The 21,781-nt window shown below is 67.9% G+C and carries 18 protein-coding genes; 4 read left to right on the top strand and 14 right to left on the bottom strand.

Features of this window, described 5'->3' with window-relative positions:
• Positions 1 to 2 precede the first annotated feature (2 nt).
• The 3 genes from VFQ64_RS11590 to queF form a co-directional block, all read right to left on the bottom strand.
• Complete coding sequence (locus tag VFQ64_RS11590; RefSeq protein WP_414712898.1) at positions 3 to 1,286, bottom strand: glycoside hydrolase family 130 protein; 1,284 nt, start codon at positions 1,284 to 1,286, stop codon at positions 3 to 5.
• Positions 1,287 to 1,334: 48 nt separating this feature from the next.
• Positions 1,335 to 3,593, bottom strand: coding sequence for a glycosyltransferase family 4 protein (locus tag VFQ64_RS11585; protein WP_325103481.1), 2,259 nt, complete (start codon positions 3,591 to 3,593; stop codon positions 1,335 to 1,337).
• A gap of 122 nt (positions 3,594 to 3,715) precedes the next feature.
• The gene (queF, locus tag VFQ64_RS11580; RefSeq protein ID WP_325103480.1) at positions 3,716 to 4,174 is read right to left on the bottom strand and encodes a preQ(1) synthase; all 459 of its coding nucleotides are present in this window, start codon (positions 4,172 to 4,174) and stop codon (positions 3,716 to 3,718) included.
• A 43-nt stretch (positions 4,175 to 4,217) separates the two neighbouring features.
• On the opposite strand from queF, the gene VFQ64_RS11575 reads away from it, so the two are divergent.
• The 4 genes from VFQ64_RS11575 to VFQ64_RS11560 all read left to right on the top strand — a co-directional run bounded on the left by VFQ64_RS11575 (position 4,218) and on the right by VFQ64_RS11560 (position 9,082).
• Positions 4,218 to 5,765, top strand: a complete 1,548-nt coding sequence (locus VFQ64_RS11575; protein ID WP_325103479.1) for a cryptochrome/photolyase family protein — start codon at positions 4,218 to 4,220, stop codon at positions 5,763 to 5,765.
• Between the two features lie 21 nt (positions 5,766 to 5,786).
• Positions 5,787 to 6,638 (top strand): 3-mercaptopyruvate sulfurtransferase, encoded by an 852-nt coding sequence (gene sseA / locus VFQ64_RS11570; RefSeq protein WP_325103478.1) that lies wholly within the window; start codon positions 5,787 to 5,789, stop codon positions 6,636 to 6,638.
• 200 nt (positions 6,639 to 6,838) lie between these two features.
• Positions 6,839 to 8,032, top strand: coding sequence for a cystathionine beta-lyase (gene metC, locus VFQ64_RS11565; protein ID WP_325103477.1), 1,194 nt, complete (start codon positions 6,839 to 6,841; stop codon positions 8,030 to 8,032).
• 162 nt (positions 8,033 to 8,194) lie between these two features.
• Entirely contained in the window at positions 8,195 to 9,082 is an 888-nt protein-coding gene (locus tag VFQ64_RS11560; protein WP_325103476.1) for a TorF family putative porin, read from the top strand.
• Positions 9,083 to 9,137: 55 nt separating this feature from the next.
• Here the strand turns inward: VFQ64_RS11560 and VFQ64_RS11555 are convergent, their stop codons facing one another.
• From VFQ64_RS11555 to VFQ64_RS11505, 11 genes are all read right to left on the bottom strand, one after another.
• The gene (locus VFQ64_RS11555) at positions 9,138 to 9,545 is read right to left on the bottom strand and encodes a DUF3035 domain-containing protein (protein WP_325103475.1); all 408 of its coding nucleotides are present in this window, start codon (positions 9,543 to 9,545) and stop codon (positions 9,138 to 9,140) included.
• Positions 9,538 to 10,095 (bottom strand): signal peptidase II, encoded by a 558-nt coding sequence (lspA, locus tag VFQ64_RS11550; protein ID WP_325103474.1) that lies wholly within the window; start codon positions 10,093 to 10,095, stop codon positions 9,538 to 9,540. The genes VFQ64_RS11555 and lspA overlap by 8 nt, the downstream gene beginning before the upstream one ends.
• Positions 10,092 to 13,007: an isoleucine--tRNA ligase gene (gene ileS, locus VFQ64_RS11545; protein WP_325103473.1), complete on the bottom strand. Its 2,916-nt coding sequence runs from the start codon at positions 13,005 to 13,007 to the stop codon at positions 10,092 to 10,094. The genes lspA and ileS overlap by 4 nt, the downstream gene beginning before the upstream one ends.
• A 109-nt stretch (positions 13,008 to 13,116) precedes the next feature.
• Positions 13,117 to 14,094, bottom strand: a complete 978-nt coding sequence (locus tag VFQ64_RS11540) for a bifunctional riboflavin kinase/FAD synthetase (protein WP_325103472.1) — start codon at positions 14,092 to 14,094, stop codon at positions 13,117 to 13,119.
• 111 nt (positions 14,095 to 14,205) lie between these two features.
• Complete coding sequence (locus VFQ64_RS11535) at positions 14,206 to 14,688, bottom strand: dihydrofolate reductase (protein ID WP_325103471.1); 483 nt, start codon at positions 14,686 to 14,688, stop codon at positions 14,206 to 14,208.
• Positions 14,685 to 14,816 (bottom strand): hypothetical protein, encoded by a 132-nt coding sequence (locus tag VFQ64_RS11530; protein ID WP_325103470.1) that lies wholly within the window; start codon positions 14,814 to 14,816, stop codon positions 14,685 to 14,687. Before VFQ64_RS11530 ends, VFQ64_RS11535 begins: the two co-directional genes overlap by 4 nt.
• A 63-nt stretch (positions 14,817 to 14,879) precedes the next feature.
• Positions 14,880 to 15,674: a thymidylate synthase gene (locus VFQ64_RS11525; RefSeq protein ID WP_325103469.1), complete on the bottom strand. Its 795-nt coding sequence runs from the start codon at positions 15,672 to 15,674 to the stop codon at positions 14,880 to 14,882.
• Between the two features lie 64 nt (positions 15,675 to 15,738).
• Positions 15,739 to 16,443, bottom strand: a complete 705-nt coding sequence (locus tag VFQ64_RS11520) for a class I SAM-dependent methyltransferase (protein WP_414712897.1) — start codon at positions 16,441 to 16,443, stop codon at positions 15,739 to 15,741.
• Between the two features lie 9 nt (positions 16,444 to 16,452).
• On the bottom strand, positions 16,453 to 17,580 hold the full coding sequence (prfB, locus tag VFQ64_RS11515) for a peptide chain release factor 2 (RefSeq protein ID WP_325103467.1): 1,128 nt from the start codon (positions 17,578 to 17,580) through the stop codon (positions 16,453 to 16,455).
• Between the two features lie 72 nt (positions 17,581 to 17,652).
• Positions 17,653 to 20,142, bottom strand: coding sequence for a penicillin-binding protein 1A (locus VFQ64_RS11510; protein WP_325103466.1), 2,490 nt, complete (start codon positions 20,140 to 20,142; stop codon positions 17,653 to 17,655).
• Between the two features lie 67 nt (positions 20,143 to 20,209).
• Positions 20,210 to 21,448, bottom strand: a complete 1,239-nt coding sequence (locus tag VFQ64_RS11505) for an N-acetylmuramoyl-L-alanine amidase (protein WP_325103465.1) — start codon at positions 21,446 to 21,448, stop codon at positions 20,210 to 20,212.
• Positions 21,449 to 21,781 lie beyond the last annotated feature (333 nt).

Genomic DNA, 21,781 nt, shown 5'->3' with positions numbered 1-21,781 from the left:
GTTCACATCGCCGCCAGCAGCTCCTTGATCGACACGAACGCGAATCCGATCGAGCTGTCGGCGATACCGTACGGCAGGAACAGCTGGTCGCCATGCTTCATCGCGCCACAGGAATAGACGACGTTGGGTACATAGCCCTCCCGGTCCTGATCCTTCGCCGCTAGGATCGGCTGCACGGTGCGGCCGAGCACCTTGGCCGGATCGTTCTTGTCGAGCAGCGCCGCGCCGATCGAATATTTACGCATCGCGCCGACGCCGTGCGTCAGCAGCAGCCAGCCTTCGTCCAGCTCGATCGGAGGGCCACAATTGCCGATCTGCACCAGCTCCCAGCCGAACTTCGGCGTCAGGATCTTGGCCCCGTCCTCCCAGTGGGTCAGCTGATCGGACTTGAGCAGGAACAGGTTCTCGCCGTCGGACCGCCCGATCATCATATACTGGCCGTTCACCTTGCGCGGGAACAGCGCCATGCCCTTGTTGCGCGCCGCGCCGCCGGTCATCGGCACCAAGTCGAACGCGCGGAAGTCGCGGGTGCGCATCAGCTCCGACTGGATGACCGAGCCATTGTAGGCGGTATAGGTGCCGATCCACTCGACGCCGTCATCATCATGCTCGAAGCGGACGATGCGCAGGTCTTCAAGCCCCTTCGACTGGGCGGTGGTGATCGGGAAGATGACCGTGCCCGATAGCGTGCTGTCGCGATGCCGGTGGACCGTCACCGCACCCGTCGGCATCTCAGTCTCGCCCGTTCCGACCGCATCGGTGGCAGTGGCGAAGGGCGGCTCGGGGGCCAGTACCAGATGACCGTCTTCGGTGATGATCCCCTCGCGAAAGGCGACGGACGAAATGTGTCCCTCCCCCACCGCGCGCATCGACATCAGCATCCGCTGCGACCCCGCGGGCATGCCCGACTGGTCGAAATGCGGCACCGCGCTGGGGTTCATCAGCGCGGCGGCGGCATAGCTGTATTCGTGACAGAAATAGGCACCGATCAGCTGGCGTTTCTCGTCGCCGATCTCCTCGCCCTTCAGGTCGAGCATGTCCTCGATCTGGTCATAGCGCGTCATGAACACGCGCCGGGTCTGCCAGTGACGCGCCTCAAAGTCCTTGAGCACGATCTCCAGCTGGTTGCGCGCCTCCTGCGGGGTCATCTGCAGGACTTCGCCGACCAGCCGCTCGGTCCGGCTCGGCGGCCCGCCATGCCCGCCCCAGGCAATGTGGAACGGTCGCACCACGACGCGCGACGGGTCCGCATGCAGCCGGAAGTCCTGGTAATGGATGTCGATCAAGGAAGCCTCGTCTGCACTCGCGCCGGAACCGGCCGGCGCGAGACGAGGCTACGCAGCGGCGTGGCTGGGTTCTGGCACGTTCGCTTGGGCCTTTCCAAGCCCGGAAATGGCACAGGACGCGAGTTGCAGCGCCAAAATCGACTCGGCACCTTGATTGCGGTTAAGTCCCGTCGGCATCAGCCCGTCGAAGCAGCCGCCATCCTCCGCGCTCGCGAGCGGCAGGTCGAGGTCGTTCGCGCCCAGAAACCAGTGGTAGGCACGCTCCGCCTCCGCCACCCAGCGCTTGTCGCCGGTGGCACGATACGCCTCGACACAGGCATCGACGGTCGCCTGCGCCTCCAGCGGTTGCTGGTCGAACTGCAGCGGCTCCGCATAGGGGCGGTGGAAGCTTTCGGTGCCGACGGCCCGGAACCGACCCTCCGGCGAGGTCTGCTTGCCGACGATCCATTCAAGCGTCGACAGCCCGCATTCGATCAGGTCCTGCCGCTCCAGCGCGCGTCCCGCCGCGATCAGCCCCTGCGGCAGGCGGGCATTGTCATAGGCGAGCACGATTTCGAACCACTGCCATTCCGGCCGTCGCGCTTCGTCGAGCATCGCGCGATGCGTGTCGGGGAAGCGGCGCAGGATCGACAACGACAGCTCATGCCCCGGTCGCGCCTCCAGCATGGCGGCAGCGCCGAGCATCGCGAACGCCTGCGCCCGCAACGAGCCGAGCTCGAGCGCCAGGCTCGCGGTCTCGTCGAACAGCACGGTCGCCCAGTCACGGTGCTTCTTCTCGCAGCCGTCGCGCGCGGTGACACCCAGCGCCCACAGCGCGCGGCCGTTGGAATCCTCCGACCCGACATCCTCGCACCAGGTCCGGTCGAAGCGCATGAAGTTGCGATACCGCCGCGCCTCCGGGTTCCAGGCGTACTGGACGAACGAGGCATAGATCGTCGTCCACTTGTCGCGCTGCACCGGATCGAGCTCGGGCATCGCGCTCATCAGCATCAGCGCGCGGGCATTGTCGTCGATACAATAGCCATGACGCCGGTCGGGCACCGAATAGATCGAGTGCTGCAGCATGCCCGTGGCGTCGCTCATCCGCTCGACTGCCGAGAAGTCGGGCGCGAGCGGCTTTGCCAGCTGGGTCCGGGCTGCGAGCCGGCGCGGCCGCGCGGCGACCGCCTCTCGTGTCGCGGCCATCGTCGCTTCCGCCAGCCGCGGCCAGATCATCGTCCGCCCGCGCGCATAGGCGCGCTCCGACAGAGCGCGACGGCCGGCGTCATCGGACAGCAGCCGATCGATTGCACCCGCGAAACCCGCGACATCGTCGAACGGCACCAGCACGCCATGCTCCTCGTCGAGGATCTCGGTGGCATGGACATATGGCGTGGAGACCACCGCCTTGCCGACGCCGACCGCATAGGACAGCGTCCCGCTCGTGATCTGCGCCGGGTTCTTGTACGGGGTGCAATACAGGTCGGCCGCCTGCAGATAGTCGATCAGCCGATCATAGACGACGAACTCGTCGATAAAGGCGACATGGTCCGCGACCCCGCGCTCGGCGGCCAGCGCCTTCAGCCGGTCACGATACGCCTCGCCCTCCTTGGCGACCAGATTCGGGTGGGTGGCGCCGAGCACGACATAGAGCAGGTCGGGATGCCGGTCGGCGATCGCGGGCAGCGCCTCGATCACCGTCTCGATGCCCTTGCCCGGCGACAGCAGGCCAAAGGTGAGGACGACCTTGCGCCCCTCCCAGCCGAACCGGTCCTTGATCGTGTCGGGATCGACCAGTGCGCGGTCGGGAACGCCATGCGGGATCATCACGATCTGGCGCGGGTTGGCGCCGTAGACGCGAGTCAACAGGTCGCGCGCGCGCTCCGCCATCACCACCACGCGCGCGGCACGTCGCAGCAGTCCCTCCATGACGCGGCGCTGATCGGCGTCGGGCTGCTCCAGCACCGTGTGCAGCGTCACCACCAGCGGCAGCGTGGTGCGATCGAGCAGCGTCAGGATATGCTCGCCGGCCGGACCGCCGAAGATGCCGTATTCGTGTTGCAGCCAGATCGCGTCGGCCCCGGTCGCCTCGATCCGCCGCGCGGTTTCCGAATAAGCGGCGCGGTCCTGCTCGGCGATCGTGGCGGTGACTTCGGGCGGATAGTCATAGCGTCCGGGGCGGTCGTCCATCGCATAGACGTCGACTGCCACGTCGGGGCAGCGCGCGCGCATCGCATGGAAGACGTCGGTTGTGAACGTCGCGATGCCGCATTGCCTCGGCAGGAAGTTCCCGATCAGAGCGATCCGCCTGATGTCCGCCTTATGCATTGTCGCTAAACGCCTCCGCCTTGGGTCGAACCTTGCTCCGGGATGAACAATCAAGACGGAATATGGTTGCGTTCATGCTGCATTGCAACACGCGCTCGGTCGCGCGCCCGCGCCACTTCGGCTCAGCCGCGACCGCGGTATGAAGGCACCCCCTGGTCTGGTAGCCACAGATCAGCAGGTGGCGCGCCCGACTGCCAGAACACGTCGATCGGGATGCCGCCGCGCGGATACCAATAGCCGCCGATCCGCAGCCAGGATGGGCCCATCTCCGCGAACAGCCGCTCGCCGATGCCCACCGTGCAGTCCTCGTGAAACGCCGCATGATTCCGGAAAGCCCCGAGAAACAGCTTCAGCGACTTCGACTCGACGATCGTCTCGCCCGGCACATAATCGATGACGAGGTGCGCGAAGTCGGGCTGTCCCGTCACCGGGCACAGGCTGGTGAACTCAGGGACGGCGAAGCGGACGAGGTATGTCGTTCCCGGCCGCGGGTTGGGCACATAATCGAGCACCGCCTCGGCAGGTGATGCAGGTAATCGGCTCGGCTGGCCGAGGTGTAGGGGCTGGTTGGAGTCCATCATCGCCTTCCCATTTAGCGGGTGCAGCAAGGAATTGCGAACGCCCGTGCCTGTCCTCGTCCCCATCCTCGGCGACCAGCTCTCCCCCGACATCAGCGCCCTCCATGGCGCCGACCCAGCGACCACGGTAGTGCTGATGGTCGAGGTCGCCGACGAGACCACCTACGTCCGCCACCACAAGCAGAAGCTCGCCTTCATCCTGTCCGCGATGCGTCACCATGCGGCGGCCCTGCGCGAGGCGGGCTGGCGGCTCGACTATGTCGCGCTGGACGACCCCGACAACAGCGGCAGCTTCACCGGCGAGGTCGCCCGCGCGATCACCCGCCACGCCCCCGACCGCATCTGTGTCACCGAAGCGGGCGAGTGGCGCGTCGCCGCGATGCTCGACCAGTGGCAGACGCTGTTCGGTATCCCCGTCAAGGTCCGCCCCGACACCCGCTTCCTCGCCGGTCATGCCGAGTTCGCGGATTGGGCAGACCGCCAGAAGGGCCGCCTGGTGATGGAGGGCTTCTACCGCCGGATGCGCGAGAAGACCGGCCTGCTGCTGGACAACGGCAAGCCCGCCGGCGGCAGGTGGAACTTCGACAAGGAGAACCGCAAGCCGGCGAAGGGCGACCTGTTCATGCCGCAGCCCCTCGCCTTCGCACCCGACGCGATCACCGCCGAGGTGCTCGATCTCGTCGCGCGCCGCTTTCCCGACCATCCGGGCAGCCTCGACGGCTTCGACTGGGCCGTCACCGCCGCCGACGCCGAACGGCAGGCGGACGTCTTCTTCGCCCAGGCCCTGCCGCTGTTCGGCGACTTCGAGGACGCGATGCTGACCGGCGAGCGCCATTTGTGGCACTCGATCCTTTCGCCCTATATCAACGCCGGGCTGCTCGACCCTCTCGACCTGTGCCGCCGCGCCGAGGCCGAGTATCGCGCCGGCCGTGCGCCGTTGAACTCGGTCGAGGGCTATATTCGCCAGATCATCGGCTGGCGCGAATACATGCGCGGCATCTACTGGTGGACCGGCCCCGACTATGTCCGCCGCAACTATCTCGAACACACGCGCAACCTGCCGAGCTGGTACTGGACCGGCGACACCGACGCGCATTGCCTGAAGGAAGCGATCGGCCAGACGCTCGCCACCGCCCACGCGCATCATATTCAACGGCTGATGGTCACCGGCAATTTCGCGTTGCTGATCGGCGCGGACCCGGCGCAGGTGCACCAATGGTACCTGGAAGTGTACATCGACGCATACGAGTGGGTGGAGCTCCCCAACACGCTGGGCATGAGCCAATATGGCGACGGCGGCCTGCTCGGGACCAAGCCGTACATCTCGTCGGGCGCCTACATCACCCGCATGTCCGATTACTGCGGCAAATGCCGGTACGACGTGACCAAGCGTGTCGGCGAGGATGCCTGCCCGTTCAACGCGCTTTACTGGGATTTCCTCGCCCGGCATGAGGACAAGCTGCGTCCGAACCCGCGGCTGCGGATGCCGTACCGGACCTGGGATCGCTTCTCGCCCGCGGCACGGCAGGCAACCCGTGCACAGGCGGCGGCGTTCCTCGACAATCTCGACGCACGCGGCCCCGGCGGCTACTGACCGGCAAACAGGAGAACATGCATGGACGCGCTGGTAACGACGGATTGGCTGGCTAACGAGCTCGGCGCGAGCGATCTGCGCGTCGTCGACGCGACCTATGTCGACGCCGCATCGGGGCGCGATGCAGCGGCCGAATATGAAAAGGCGCACATTCCCGGCGCGGTGTTCATGAACCTGGGCGAGCTGCGCGACACCGACACCGACCTGCCGATGATGCTGCCGCGCCCGGAGAAGTTCGCCAGCCGGATGCAATCGTTGGGCCTGGGCGACGGCAGCCGCATCGTCCTCTACGACGACTCGCCTTGGAAGACTTCCGCGCGCGCCTGGTGGATGCTCCACACCTTCGGCGCGCACGACGTCGCGATCCTCGACGGCGGGCTGGCCAAGTGGAAGGCAGAGGGCCGCGACATTGCGTCGGGCAAGGAACAGCTCCGCCACCGCCACTTCACCGTCTGGGCCGACGACAAGGGCGTCCGCACGCTTGAGCAGATGAAGGCGCTGCTCGCGTCCGGCCCAGGAGAGGAGGGGGAACAGGTGCTCGACGCGCGCTCCGCCGCCCGGTTCACCGGCGAAGAGGCGGATCCCCGCCCCGCCACCCACGCCGGCCACATGCCCGGCGCAAAGAACCTGCCCTATACCGGCATCTTCAACGCCGACGGCACCTACAAGACCGGCGACGCGCTGCGGCAAGCATTCGAGTCCGCCGGCATCGACCTCGATCGGCCGATCGTCACCACCTGCGGCTCGGGCATCACCGCCTCGACGCTGGCCTTTGGCCTCCACCTGCTGGGCAAGGACGCCGCGCTGTACGACGGCAGCTGGTCGGAATGGGGTGCCGACCGCACGACGGCGAAGGTGATGGGCGCGGCCTGATTTCCCGCTGTCCTACAGGCCTGCTTATGGTCATGAGGCGCCCATGACCTTGTCCGAGCCCGCCTTCCACTCCACCCGCGGCGGCGCGGTGAGGCGAGGAACCGACATCGGAGCCATAAACTTCGACAAGTTCGAAGCGCGGGCGGGGAGCGGCAAATCGACGTCGAGCGCGCCAACTTCGACAACTTCGGGGCGCGGCCGTGGACGATGACGACCTCTCCCCCGCCACGCGCGTCGTCACCGCCGGCCGGCGGGCGGAGTGGACGCAAGGGATCGTCAACCCGCCGGTGTGGCGCGCATCGACCATCCTCTACGACGACGTCGCGCATCTCCGCGCGGCGGCGGGCAAGGACTCGCACCACCGGCTCTATTACGGCCGGCGCGGCACGCCGACGCAATGGTCGCTCGCCGACGCGCTGACCGAACTCGAGCCGGGCGCGCAGGCGACCTTCCTCTACCCGTCGGGCGTGGCGGCGATCGCCGCCGCCTTGCTGTCGGTGCTGTCGACCGGTGACGAGCTGCTGCTGGTCGACTCGGCCTATGATCCCACGCGCAGCCTCGCCAACGGGCTGCTCAAGCGCATGGGCATCACCACCCGCTTCTTCGACCCGCTGATCGGCGCCGGCATCGCCGAGCTGATCGGCGAGCGCACCCGCGCCATCCTGCTCGAAAGCCCCGGCAGCCTCACCTTCGAGGTCCAGGACGTGCCCGCCATCACCGCCATCGCGCGCGCGCGCGGGATCGTGACGCTGCTCGACAACACCTGGGCGACGCCACTGCTGTTCCCGGCGATCAAGCACGGCGTCGACCTGTCGATCCTCGCCTGCACCAAATATGTCGTCGGCCACTCCGACGCGATGCTCGGCGCCGTCACCGCGACGCCGGAGCACTGGGTCAAGCTGCGCGACACCAGCTTCCAGCTCGGCCAGGTCGCGAGCCCCGACGACTGCTGGCTCGGCAGCCGCGGCTTGCGGACGATGAGCGTGCGACTCGCGCAGCACGGCCGCGCCGCGTTGGCGATCGCGCAGTGGCTGCAAACGCGGCCCGAAGTCGCCGAGGTGCTCCACCCTGCCCTTCCCTCCTCTCCGGGGCATGAGGAGTTCGTGCGGGACTTCGCCGGTGCCAGCGGGCTGTTCTCCTTCACCTTCGCCGGCGGCACCGATGCGGCTCGGGCCACGTTCGTGGATGCGCTGCGGCTGTTCGGCATCGGCTACAGCTGGGGCGGCTTCGAGAGCCTCGCACTTCCGGTCGATCCGGATCGCCACCGCACCGTCACGCGGCCGCCCCGCGCCGGACTGATGGTGCGGCTGCAGATCGGCTTGGAGGACACGGGCGATCTGATCGGCGATCTCTCCCGCGGCTTCGACGCCTGGCACGCTGCACTGCGGCAGTAGAGCAACAACTGTTCCACAAACGCCTTCTACACGCACGGAAGTTGTTGCCGCATTCGCCGACGCCTGTCATCGCCCATCCAACGCGACCGACGCTGCTCGACCCGAACAGAAGCAGCGCGCGCGTGCAGGCGGGGACATCGTTTCCAACGAAAGGGAAATTCGATGCGCTTCACCACCCTCCTCTGCGGCAGCGCCATGCTCGCCGTCGCCGCCCCTGCCTTCGCGCAGGACACGGCCGTCCCTCCCGGCGTGTCCACTGACACCGCCGGCGAAACCGCTCCGCCCGCACCGATCACCGTATCGGGCTCCGCCACGTTCGTCTCCGACTATCGTTTCCGCGGCGTCTCACAGTCCGATAAGGATCTCGCGGTCCAGGCCGGAATCACCGTCACTCATGAAAGCGGCTTCTATGTCGGCGCATGGGGCTCCAATCTCGCCGGCTGGGGCACCTTCGGCGGCTCCAATGTCGAGCTCGACCTGATCGGCGGCTACAAGCTGCCGGTCGGCAACGGCGGCACGCTCGATGTCGGCCTGACCTGGTACATGTATCCGGGCGGCGCGGACGAGACCGACTTCGCGGAGCCGTATGTGAAGCTGTCGGGCACGATCGGACCGGCCAGCCTCACGGCCGGCGTCGCCTATGCACCGCAGCAGGAAGCACTGGGGCGCTGGTACGCCAATGGCGCGGCGGCGGCGGCGGGCGTCTTCACCGATCCGGGCGACAAGGAGGACAATCTGTACCTCTGGGGCGACTTCGCCGCCGGCATCCCGGCGACGCCGTTCACGCTGAAGGCGCACATCGGCTATTCGGACGGCAACAACGGCCTCGGACCCAACGCGACGTCCGTCGCGCCGACCGGCAAATATTGGGATTACTCGATCGGCGCAGAGGCGACGTTCAAGGGCCTGACGTTCAACGTCAGCTATGTCGACACCGACGTCAGCACCGCCGACGCGGCCTATCTGCAGCCGTCTTTCAGCCGCGGCCAGGACGGCACGGGCTCGATCGCCGACGGCATCATCGTCGCTTCGGTCACCGCCGCCTTCTGAACCGGAAGCTCCCGCCTCGGCGGGAGCTTCTCCTTTGCGGCGTCGGTCGGTGCCGTTACTTCGGCGCGGTGGCCCGCGCGTCCTGTCCGTCGCCTTCGGGCGCCGCGACGATGTCGCGCGTCGTCGATCCCTTGTCGACGACGCTGGTCTTGGCATCGATCGACGAGCGGATACCCGGCTCCGCCGCGTCGCGACCGGCCGCGCCGATCACGTTCTGCTCGGAAGCACTGCGCGCGGCCGTGCCGCCGAACAGCGCGTCGAGCGCCTGCTGCGAGGGGTTGTTGTCCTGCGGCCGCGCAGCACCCGGCGCCGGCGGCACCAGCGCATAGTCGGGCGGGATCACCAGCGGCGCCTGCCGTGCGACGGCGAACTCGTCGGGGCCCGAGCCCAGCCGCCGCGCGCCGCACCCGGAGAGGAGGGCCGCACAGGCCAGGCCCGCGATCAGCGGCATCATCTTACGCATTCGAACTCTCCACATCGGCACGGCCGTCGCGCCCAAGCAGGGCGCGCACCAGCAGCACGAGCACCCCTATCGTAATCGCCGCGTCCGCGACATTGAAGACCAAAAAGGGTCGCCATTCTCCGAAGTGCAGATCGGCGAAGTCGATCACGCAGCCCGGATACTGGACCGCGCCCGCGGTGATCTTGCCCAGTACGCCCTCGGGGATGACGCGGTCGGCGATATTGCCGATCGCGCCGCCGAACACGCAACCCAGCGCCAGCCGGTCCGCCGCGCTCTTCTCGCGCCACAACCACACCAGCACCGCGATCGCGATCCCGGACGTCACCAGCGTCAGCGCCACCCGCACCCATTGCGTGTCGCTATGATCGCCAAGCAGCCCCAGCGACACGCCGCAATTGGCGAGGAAGGTCAGCCGGAACACCGACGTCACCTCGCGCGAGGCGCCGAGATAATCGAGGTCCAGCCCCTCGGTGACCCAGTATTTGGTCACCTGATCGAGCACGAAGACCAGCGCGGCCGCGATCAGCGCCGCGCGCGGAAAGCGGCTCACGCGACCACCGTCGTGCATCGCGCGCACAGCCCGTCGTCCACGTCGGGCAGATGCCGCCAGCACCGCTCGCATTTATCGAACGCAGTGCGCGCCACCGCCAGCTCACCCACGTCGACCCGTGCGACGATGAACGCCTCCGCCAGCGCCTCCGCCGTCAGGGGCAGCGCGGGCACATGCACCTCGGCCTCCAGGCTCGACCGCACCGTCTTCTCCCGCCGCAGCGGTTCGATCGCCTCGGTCACCTGCGCCCGCAGCGCCAATACCTCGTGCCACTTCTCCGCCAGACCCGTATCGGCCTCGACCGTCGGTAGCTCCGGCCATTCGAGCAGATGCACGGACCCGTCCTCGGACGGATAGCGCGCCTGCCACACCTCCTCGGCGGTAAAGCACAGCACCGGCGCCGCCCAGCGCACCAACGCATGGAACAGCGTATCGAGCACGGTGCGGTACGCCCGCCGCTTCGGGTCCGCCGGCGCGTCGCAATACAGCGCGTCCTTGCGCACATCGAAGAAGAAGGCCGACAGCTCCTCGGCGGCGAAATCCGTCAGCAGCCGCATGTAGCGGTTGAAGTCATACCCCTCCGCCGCCGCGCGCAGCTCGCCGTCGAGCATCGCCAGCCGGTGGAGAATATACCGCTCCAGCTCCGGCATCTCCGCCGCCGCGACCCGCTCCGTCTCGTCGAACCCGTCGAGCGCGCCGAGCAGATAGCGAAACGTATTGCGCAGCTTGCGATAGGCGTCGGACGCGGTCGCCAGCACCTCCTTGCCGATCTTCACGTCCTCGAAATAGTCGGTCGACGCGACCCACATGCGCAGGATGTCCGCGCCGCTCTCGCCGATCACCTTCAGCGGATCGACGACGTTGCCCAGCGACTTGGACATCTTGCGCCCCTTGTCGTCGAGCGCGAAGCCGTGGGTCAGCACCTCATCATAGGGTGCCCGTCCCCGCGTGCCGCAGCTCTCGAGCAGCGATGACTGGAACCAGCCGCGATGCTGGTCGGAGCCCTCGACATACAGGTTCGCGCGCACCCCCTCGCCATAGCGCGCCTCGATCGTGAAGGCGTGGCTGGAGCCGGAGTCGAACCACACGTCCAGAATGTCGCGCTGCGGCTCATAATCAGCAAGATCGTGCTCGGACCCGAGCAGCGCCTGATGATCGGCGGTGAACCACGCATCCGCGCCCGCCCGCTCGAACGCCGCGACGATGCGCGCGTTGACGGCGGGATCGTTCAGATACGCCCCCGTCTGCCTGTGGACATACAGCGCGATCGGCACCCCCCACGCCCGCTGGCGCGAGATCACCCAGTCGGGACGCCCCTCCACCATCGCCCGGATACGGTTCTCGGCGCGGCCGGGCACCCACTTGGTGCGCGAGATTGCATCAAGCGCGAGTTCCCGGAGCGTGGGAGCGTTGGACCCATGCCCTTCGACTTCGCTCAGGGCGAACGAAGATTGGGAGGCCGCCCCCACCCCGTTCGTGCTGAGCGAAGTCGAAGCATCGCTAGCATCCTCGCCACCTCCGTTCGTGCTGAGCGAAGTCGAAGCACCTCGCCCACCGTCCATCGGGATGAACCATTGCGGCGTCGCGCGCTGGATCACCTTGGCCTTCGACCGCCACGAGTGCGGATAGCTATGCTTGAAGTCGTCCGACGCCGCGAGCAGCGCCCCGGCCGCGCGCAGGTCCGAACAGATCGGACCGTCGGCGGCGACGAACTTCTTGTTGATGACCGAGCCCTGGCCGCCCAGCCACGCCCAGTCCGCCCGGTACATCCCCGCGCCATCGACCGCGAACACCGGGTCGATGCCATGCTGCTTGCACAGCAGGAAATCGTCCTCGCCATGATCCGGCGCCATGTGGACCAGCCCAGTGCCCTGATCGGTGGTGACGAAGTCCCCCGGCAACATCGGCCGCGGCCGGGCGAAAAACCCGCCGAGCTCGTGCATCGGGTGACGGACTACCGCGCCCGCCAGCTGATCGCCCGAGATTGAGGCGAGCGGCGTCACCGTGCCGACGCTATCGCCGATTTTCAGTACGACGGGGTGCCCGATCCGTGTTCCGAAGCTATCGAGCAGGTCCTTGGCGACCAGCAGTGTGTGCGGGCCCTCCGCCATGTCGTCGAAGCGAACGAGCAGATATTCCACCGTCGGCCCATACGCCAAAGCCTGGTTCACCGGGATCGTCCACGGTGTCGTCGTCCAGATCACCGCATGCGCGCCGACCAGCTCGGGCGCGTTCGGCGCCTCGACGATCTCGAACGCCACGTCGATCTGCGTCGACACGACGTCCTCATACTCGACCTCCGCCTCGGCCAGCGCGGTCTTCTCGACCGGCGACCACATCACCGGCTTGGCGCCGCGATACAGCTGGCCGCTCTCGGCGAACTTGAGTAGCTCGCCGACGATGGCCGCCTCCGCCGCGTGGTTCATCGTCAGATACGGGTCGGCCCAATCGCCCATGACCCCCAGCCGCTCGAACTGCGCGCGCTGCACCGCGACCCACTTCTCGGCATAGGCGCGGCACTCGGCGCGGAACTGGTCGACCGGCACCTGGTCCTTGTCGAGCTTCTTGGCGCGATAGGCCTCCTCGACCTTCCACTCGATCGGCAGGCCGTGGCAGTCCCAGCCCGGCACATAAGGCGCGTCCTTGCCGAGCAGGGTCTGCGAGCGGACGACGATGTCCTTCAGCACCTTGTTCATGGCATGGCCCATGTGGATGTCGCCATTGGCATAGGGCGGGCCGTCATGGAGGATGAACCGCTCCCGCCCGGCGCGCTCGCGCCGCAGCCGGTCGTAGAGGCCGATGGTCTTCCACCGATCCAGGATCGCCGGCTCCTTGGCGGCGAGGCCGGCCTTCATCGGGAAGTCTGTCTTCGGCAGGAAGACGGTGTCTCTGTAGTCGCGCTGGTCAGTCATGGATGCGCGGGCCTTAGCGTAGGATGTTTCCTACGTCACCCGGCCACACCCGCCGTCATGCTGAACTCGTTTCAGCATCCATGCGCGACCGCCGGCAACTGGCCCGACGTTAAACGTCGCATGGACCCTGAAACAAGTTCAGGGTGACGGACAGCTTGGATGACCCCGCGAGCACCGCCCGCGCCCGCGCGCAGTCCTGCTCCATCTGCGCGGTCAGCGCGTCCAGCCCATCGAACTTCGCCTCCGGCCGCAGATACTCGACCAGCTCCACCTCGATCCGTTGCCCATAGAGATCGCCCGAGAAGTCGAAGAAATACGGCTCCAGCAGCTCCTTGGGCGGCTCGAACGTCGGCCGCACACCCAGGTTCGCGGCGCCATCCAGCACCCGTCCGTCGGGCAACCGCCCGCGCACCGCATAGATGCCGTAGGCCGGCCGCAGGTAACGATCGAGATCGAGGTTCGCGGTGGGATAGCCCATCGTGCGGCCCAGCTTGTCGCCATGCCGCACCACGCCTTCGATCGCGAACGGCCGGGTCAGCAGCCGCGCCGCCGCACCCGGGTCGCCGGCCTGCAAGGCATGGCGGATGCGCGACGACGATACCGGCACCCCGTCCAGCGCCACCGGCCCCACCGTCTCCGCCGCGAAGCCGTGCTGCGCGCCCAGCGTGGCCATCACCGCCGTGTTGCCGCGCTTGGCATAGCCGAAGGTGAAGTCCTCGCCGGTGACGACACCGCCCACGTCGAGCCCGTCGACCAGCCGCTCCGCCACGAACTGCTCCGCCGTCAGCGCCGCCAGCGCCGCATCGAACCGAAACACTACCATGGCATCGGCGCCGGCGACCGCGAACAGCCGCTCGCGCTGGTCGAGCGTGGTCAGCCGGAACGGCGGTGCGTCCGGGCGGAAGAACCGCACCGGATGCGGATCGAAGGTCGCGACCAGCGCCGGCCGCCCCGCCGCGCGCGCGCGCTCGATCGCACGCCCGACCACCGCTTGATGCCCCAGGTGGAAGCCATCGAAATTGCCGAGCGCCACCACCCCGCCCCGAAGCTCGGCCGGGGCCGCGATGTCACCTGCGAGGCGCTGCATGGGAGAGGCTATAAGGGGCGGACTCGCTGCCTTCTACCCCTCCCCGACGGAAGGCGGGGCCCAGTCCGCGGCGCGGCCGACTGGACCCCGGCGTCTGCCGGGGAGGGTGTCCTATCGGTGCTGAAACTGCGGCCGCTCCAGCGTTACGAAGCTGTACCCCGGCCGCTCCCCCTCCGCGGCATGATCCTCCCGCGCCACCTCGCGCCATCCGGCGAAGGACGGCACCGCCGTATCGCCGTACGGCGCCGCGTAGACCTCGGTCAGCTCCACCCGATCCGCCCGGTCCAGGAACAGCGCAAACACCTCCGCCCCCCCGATCACCGACATCTCTTCGCCCGCCAAGGCCAGCGCATGCTCAACCGAATGCGCCACCTCCGCCCCCGCCGCCGTCCAGCCTCGGTCGCGGGTCAGCACGATGTGCCGCCGCCCCGGCAGAGGTGCGGGAAAGCTCTCAAAGGTCTTGCGCCCCATGACCATAGGCTTGCCGAGCGTCAGCGCCTTGAAGCGCCGGAGGTCCGCCGGCAGGTGCCAGGGCAGCCCGCCATCGCGCCCGATCACGCCATTGTCGGCGCGCGCGAGCACCAGCACGATCATCCGTGCCGCGACCCCTCGACGGTGGCCGCGATCGTCAGCCCCTTCGCCGGATCGTAGCTGGCCCGCTCAGCCAGCTGCATCAGCGCGACCGCTAGTGCCGCCACGATCAACGTCCGCCCCATGTCCATATTCGCCTCCTCTGCAATCTCGCAACTACAGATGTAATCGATCCGCTGAACTGTGTCTGAACGTCAGACCGCCACGGGTGCCCTGATGTGCGGCTGCGCCTCATAGTCATGCAGCACGAAGTCCTCATACTCATACGCGTCGATCGACGGCGCGCGGCGTGTGATCTCCAGCCTTGGCAGCGCACCGGGCTCGCGCCCAAGCTGCAACCGCGCCTGCTCCAGGTGGTTGAGGTAGAGGTGGCAGTCGCCACCCGTCCAGATGAAGTCGCCCACCGCGAGGCCGCACTGGTCCGCCAGCAGGTGGGTCAGCAACGCATAGCTAGCGATGTTGAACGGCACGCCCAGGAAGATATCGGCGGAGCGCTGATAAAGCTGCAAAGACAGCTTGCCGTCGGCGACATGCGTCTGGATCAGGCAATGGCACGGCGCCAGCGCCATGGCGTGCAGATCGCCGGGGTTCCAGGCGGAGACAATCTGGCGGCGCGAGTGTGGCTCGGTCCTGATCTGCTCCACCAGCCCGGCGATCTGGTCGATGTGCCGCCCGTCCGCGGTCACCCAATCGCGCCACTGCTTGCCATAGACCGGCCCCAGTTCGCCGTCCGCGTCCGCCCATTCATTCCAGATGCTGACCCCGCGCTCCTGCAGCCAGTGGACGTTGGTGTCGCCGCGCAGGAACCACAGCAGCTCGACGAAGATCGAACGAAGGTGCAGCTTCTTGGTCGTCAGCACCGGAAATCCGGCCTGCAGGTCGAAGCGCATCTGCGCCCCGAACACCGACAGCGTCCCCGTCCCCGTCCGGTCCGCCTGCCGCGCGCCGGAGTTGAGCACGCGCGCCATGAGGTCGAGATACTGCTGCATGCGAGGAGCCTAAGCCGGTGGCGTCTGAGTCGCTACAAAATCCTCTCCGTGAACCGGCGAGGATCTACGCCGCCCGGCACCCCTTTATCGCCTCCGGCGCGGGCCGTGCGCCCTTCACGCGGAACGTCGCCAGATACCCTCCCGCTGACGGCATGTCCTGTCGCGACACCTGTTCATAGCCGACCGCCGCGAACTCGCAGGCGAGCAGCGCCGGCGGGGTGCCGTGGTTCGCGGTCGGGCGGTCGGCGTCGACCACCACCACCATGCCGTCGGGCTTCAGGCTCGGCCGCATCCGCCACAGGAACTCATAGGGCTGCTCGATCTCGTGGTACATGTGCACCATCAGGATGCGATCGAAGCTGGCGTCGGGTAGCTTGGGATCGGCAGGCTCGCCCAGCCTGACGCTCACCGTCGCGAGTCGCTCGCGCGCGACCCGCTGCGCCAGCGCGTCGCGGGTCGCGGGGATGATGTCCTCGGCCAGCACCCGTCCTTCCGGTCCGACCCGCTGTGCGAGACGGATTGTGTAATAGCCTTCGCCGGCACCGATATCGGCGACCGTCATGCCCTTGGCGATGCCGGCGCGGTCCATCACGGTGTCCGCTTCCTTCAACCGATCCCGCGCCTCTTCGGTCGACCAGCGCGAGGAGACGATGGTCGCGACCGGCCGGTGCGCGGCGGGGAATGGGTCAGGCCGCTTCGCCTGCTGCTTCAGGATCGGCTGCGCCCCGTCGCACCCGGCGAACAGGCAGACCAGCGCGAGAGCGATCACCCGGCGCACCTAGTCCACGTCTTCCACCGCGACCTTCTCGCCGGTCACGCGCTGCGACAGCGCCGCCGCCATGAAGTCGTCGAGGTCGCCGTCCAGCACGTCGCTGGGCGAGGTGGAGGTCACGCCGGTGCGCAGATCCTTCACCAGCTGATACGGCTGCAGCACATAGGAGCGAATCTGGTGGCCCCAGCCGATGTCGGTCTTGCTGGCGTTCTCGGCATTGGCGGCCGTCTCGCGGATCGCCAGCTCGCGCTCGTAAAGGCGCGCGCGGAGCTGGTTATACGCCTCCGCCTTGTTCTTGTGCTGCGAACGCTGGTTCTGACACTGAACGACGATGCCGGTGGGGACGTGCGTGATCCGCACCGCCGAATCGGTGGTGTTGATGTGCTGCCCGCCCGCGCCGGACGCGCGATAGGTGTCGATACGCAGGTCGCTCTCGTTGTATTCGACCTCGATATTCTCGTCGACGACCGGATAGACCCAGACGCTGGCAAAGCTCGTGTGCCGCCGCGCCGCGCTGTCGTACGGGCTGATGCGGACGAGCCGGTGGACGCCGCTCTCGGTCTTGGCATAGCCGAACGCGTTCTCGCCCTTGAGCAGCAGCGTCGCGGACTTGATCCCGGCCTGTTCGCCCGAATGCTGGTCGATCAGCTCGACCTTCAGGCCGTGGCGCTCGCCCCAGCGCGAATACATGCGGCTGAGCATCCCCGCCCAGTCCTGACTCTCGGTACCGCCGGCGCCGGCATTGACCTCGATATAGGTGTCGTTGCCGTCGGCCTCGCCGGCGAGCAGCGCCTTCACCTTGTCGCGGTTGGCGCGCGCGGCGAGCTCGGCCAGGCTGCGTGTGCCGTCCTCCGCCATCTCGGCGTCGCCCTCGGCATCGGCCATCTCGATCAGCTCGACGGTGTCGTTGAGCTCGCTCTCGATCGCGCGGGTGGCGGCGATCGCCTCGTCCAGCCGCCGGCGCTCGCGCATCACCGCCTGCGCCGTCTTCGGATCGTTCCACAGCGCCTGGTCCTCGACCCGCGCGTTCAGCTCGTCCAGGCGCCGGAGCGCGCGATCCCAGTCCAGGAAGCGGCGCAACAGCGCCAGTGCCTCGTTGATCTGGTCGACATGGGCCTGCGCCTCGGCGCGCATCGGTGTTCCTGACTTCGATAACAGCGTCACCCGAACAGCGGGGACGGCAAATATGGTAGGCTGGGGAGCGACCTAGTAAATGCCCCCCTCCCTCTGCAAGAAGTCACTTTCCTTTGGTCTGGCGCGAGGCCGTGTCCGCGGAGCCGCGGCGGTGGGCGCGGCCGCGGGGGCCGCCTCGCTTCGCCGGCTGGCGCGCCGGGGCTCGCTCTCGGGCTTGAACGCTTCCCAGATCACGGCGGGCTTGGGGTCACTGGTCGGCCAGGCGCCGAACACCGGCTGGCCGCTCATGCGGTCGATCCGGACCATGCGGATGCCCGGCGGCGCGCGGAACGGCATCGGTTCCATGCCTTCATAGGCCTTGGCCGCAAACTGCTTGAAGATCGGCGCGGCGAAGGTGCCGCCCTGCACCCCGCCGAGATTGGTCGGCTGGTCATAGCCGATATACAATCCGCCGATGAACTGCGGGGTGCCGCCGATGAACCAGACATTGGTCGGACCGGTCGTGGTCCCGGTCTTGCCGAACATCGGCCGCCCCAGCTCGCGCAGCGTGGTCGCGGTGCCGCGCTGGATCACACCCTCGGTGATGTGGACCATCTGAAACGCGGTCAGCGGATCGATCACCTGCCTCGTGCGGGGCAGCGGCCGCGGCATCGGCTGGCCGTTCCAGTCGGGCGCGTTGCAACCGTCGCAGGCGCGCCAATTCTCCGGCCAGATCACCTTGCCGTGCCGGTCCTGCGCGAAGTCGATCAGGCTCGGCTCGTGCGCGCGGCCGTGATTGGCCAGCGTGGCATAGGAATTGACCATCTTGAGCACGGTGGTGTCGCCCGCGCCCAGTGCGAACGACAGATAGGGGGGGTAGTCGCCGATCCCCATCCGCTTGATCGTCGCGACCACGCGGTTCATCCCCGTCGTCGCGGCGGTGCGCACCGTCATCAGGTTGCGCGACTGCTCGATCCCCCAGCGCATCGTCTTCGGCCCGGCGCCCGCCTGGTTTTCGAAGTTACGGAAGCATTTGTTGCCGAGGTTGGCGCCCTGATAAACGCAGAACGGTCCGTCGACGATGATCGAGGCGGGCGTCATCCCATGCTCCAGTGCGGAGGCATAGACGATCGGCTTGATCGTCGATCCGGGCTGGCGCAACGCCTGTGTGGCGCGGTTGAAAGACTGCAGCCGCGCGTCGAACCCGCCCTGCATCGCTAATACGCGGCCCGTCGCCGGCTCCTCGACCACGAAGCCGCCCGACACGCGCGGCACCGAGCGCAGCGCGAAGCTGCCGCCGTTCGGGGCCACCGCCAGGATGTCGCCGGGCTTGATCGCGCGCCAGGCGTTACCGCCCTTGCCGACCAGCGGCATCGCCGCCGCGCTGTCTGGCATCGTGCCCTCCTCGCCGGTGGCGAAGCCCAGCCGCCAGCCGCCGCCCTCGCGGGCGATGGCGATGGCGGCGCGCCAGTCCTTATAGTCCAGCCCGATATTGGTGTTGAGCAGCATCTGCCGCCAGTTGCCATCATCGATGTCACGATGCGCCAGTGGCCCGGCCCATCCGCGTCCGGCGGCATAGCGCAGCAGCCCGTCGCGCAACGCCTGCTGCGCCAGATCCTGCAGCCGGCCGTCAAGGGACGTCCGCACCCACAGCCCGCCCGCATAGACGCTGAACGGTCCGTCGCGATCGGTTTCGCCATATTTACCGATCAGCAGGCGCCGCACCTCCTCGGTGAAATAGCTGCCCGCCCGCTCGTTACGCGGCGGCTGGCGCGGCGCGGCGCCCAGCGGCTCGCCCTGAGCTTGCGCGGCTTCGGCCGGCGAGATGAACTCGTTCTCCGCCATCTCGCGCAACACCCAGTTGCGGCGGTCGAGCGCGCGCTGCGGGTGACGCACGGGATCATAGTTGGACGGTCCCTTCGGCAGGATCGCCAGGTACGCCATCTGCGGCAGGCTGAGCTGCTTCAGCTCCTTGTCAAAATAGGCATGCGACGCCGCCTCGACCCCGAAGGCGTTACGGCCGAGCGCGATCTGGTTGAGGTAGAGCTCCAGGATCTGCTGCTTGGTCAGCGTGCCCTCGATGCGATAGGCGAGGATCGCCTCGCGCATCTTGCGGACATAGCTGACCTCGCTGGACAGCAGCAGATTCTTGGCCACCTGCTGGGTGATGGTGGACGCCCCGATCGGGCGGCCATCGTTGCGCAGGTTGGTCCAGAACGCCGATAGGATCCCCAGATAGTCGATGCCGCCATGCGTGAAGAAGGTCTTGTCCTCCGCCGCCAAGAACGCCTTGACCAGCAATGGCGGATATTCGGCGAAGCTCAGCTCGACGCGGCGTTCGCGCGCATAGGACTGAATAGGAGTACCGTCGCTGCCCCGGATATTGGTCGGCAGCGGCGGCTCATAGCTGCGCAGGGAGTCGACGGACGGCAGGTTCCGCGCGAACAGGAACCATCCGGCGAGGATCGCCAGCCCGAACAGTAGCAGCCCCCAGGCGCCGAGCTTGCCGAACCGCCGGACCCAACGGCGCTGGCCGAAAGCGCGAACGCGCGGGGAAAGTGCGGGGGGGAACGCAAACGTCATGACAGAGCGGGGCGTTAGCAGGTTCGGCGGCGGGTCGAACAGCCCCCGCCTGCATCAAAGCCGCGCCCTACCGCGCCGCCATCCGCCGGGCGAAATGCACCTCGACCGCCTTGGTCACGCTTTGCGCGATGCGCTCGCGGCCCTCCTTTGAGTTGAGGAACTCGGCGTCGTTGGGGTTGGAGATATAGCCGGTCTCGAACAACACGCTCGGTAGGTCGGGCGCCTTCAGCACCATCAGCGAGGCCATGCGGTGGAACACCGGCTTGACCGGGATCAGCGGCTTGGCCTCGCGGCCCAGCAGGCGTGCGAAGCCGGCCGACTGGTTCATGGTCTCGCGCTGCGCCAGGTCGATCAGGATCGAACGGACATCGGCGCCAGCACCGCCCAGATCAACGCCGCCGATCACGTCCGCCTTGTTCTCGCGCGCCGCCAGCCGGGCGGCCTCCTTGTCCGAGGCAACTTCGGAAAGGGTATAGACCGACGCGCCGCTCGCGCTTTCCACGCCGACGCTGTCGCAATGGACGGAGATGAACAGGTCCGCCTTCAACCGCCGCGCGATCCCATAGCGTTCGCGCAGCACCAGATAGCGGTCGTCCTCGCGGGTCAGCGCGACGCGGACGCGGCCGCTCGCCACCAGCTCGTCGCGGATCGCCTTGGCGATGCGCAGCGTCGCGTCCTTTTCGCGCAGGCCGGTGTGCGGGCTGATCGCGCCAGGGTCGACGCCGCCATGGCCCGCGTCGATCACGACCAGTGGCCGCCGATCGCCGCCGCGGACTTGCGGCAGCGGGGCGGGCTTGGCGGGCGGGGGCACCGCCACCGAGATCTTGTATTTCGGCCGGCGTCGGTCGCCGAAGCTGAACGGGAAATAGTTGGATGAGCCCGCTTGGCTGGCGGCCGCGAAGGTCGCCTCGGAGGCGGCCTGAAGCTCCAGCGTCAGCTCGCGCCCGCCGCGGCCGAACTGCGCGTCGCCGATGACGGCGGGCTGGCCGAGTTCAAAGGTGATGCGCGCGCCGACCCTGCTCTTGGCCTGCGTAATCCGCGCGACCGGACCCGACGCGGCACCGCCGCGTCCGGGCGTCGCATCCGCCACGTCTACCAGGATCTGCCGAGACGCCGCCGCGATCGTGCTCGCCGCATTGGCCACCGGCCCGTCGAAGCGGATGACGATCCGCCCGTCGGCCACCCGCACGCTCTCCACCGCCGCCGCCCAGGCCGCGCCGGGAGACCATGCAAGTGCCAATGCGAGCAGGCTGAGCATCGCACGACCCTGCCGCGCATACCCCGCCTGCGTCCAGCCCCAACCCATACGCGTTACCCTTTCCGAACGGCCCTCCCCGGCCGTCGTTCGAAAGGATGAATAGCGTCGCGTCTGCCACCGCCTGCTTCACAGGAACGGTTAAGCGCGCGTTCGCCATTCGTTGTTCCAAGGCGAGAGGATCGCCTCGCTTGAGCCGGTTGCGATGCGGTAATCGCGGTGCTACCGATGTCGCAGCGCCCCTTGGCCCCTCCGGGCCGACGCCTTGGGCGCCATCTTCGGCCGCCTCTACCATCTCGGCTAAGGGCGGCCAGCCAGGTTGACGCTCGCATGATGCATTTATCCCGTCCGCAACCCCTTCCGGCTCCGGCCGGCGGGTGTGCG

The organism is Sphingomonas sp., from assembly GCF_035714405.1.
Lineage (GTDB): Bacteria > Pseudomonadota > Alphaproteobacteria > Sphingomonadales > Sphingomonadaceae > Sphingomonas.
The sequence above is the reverse complement of the archived record's forward strand: the minus strand, read 5'-3'. Positions and strand labels throughout refer to the sequence as shown.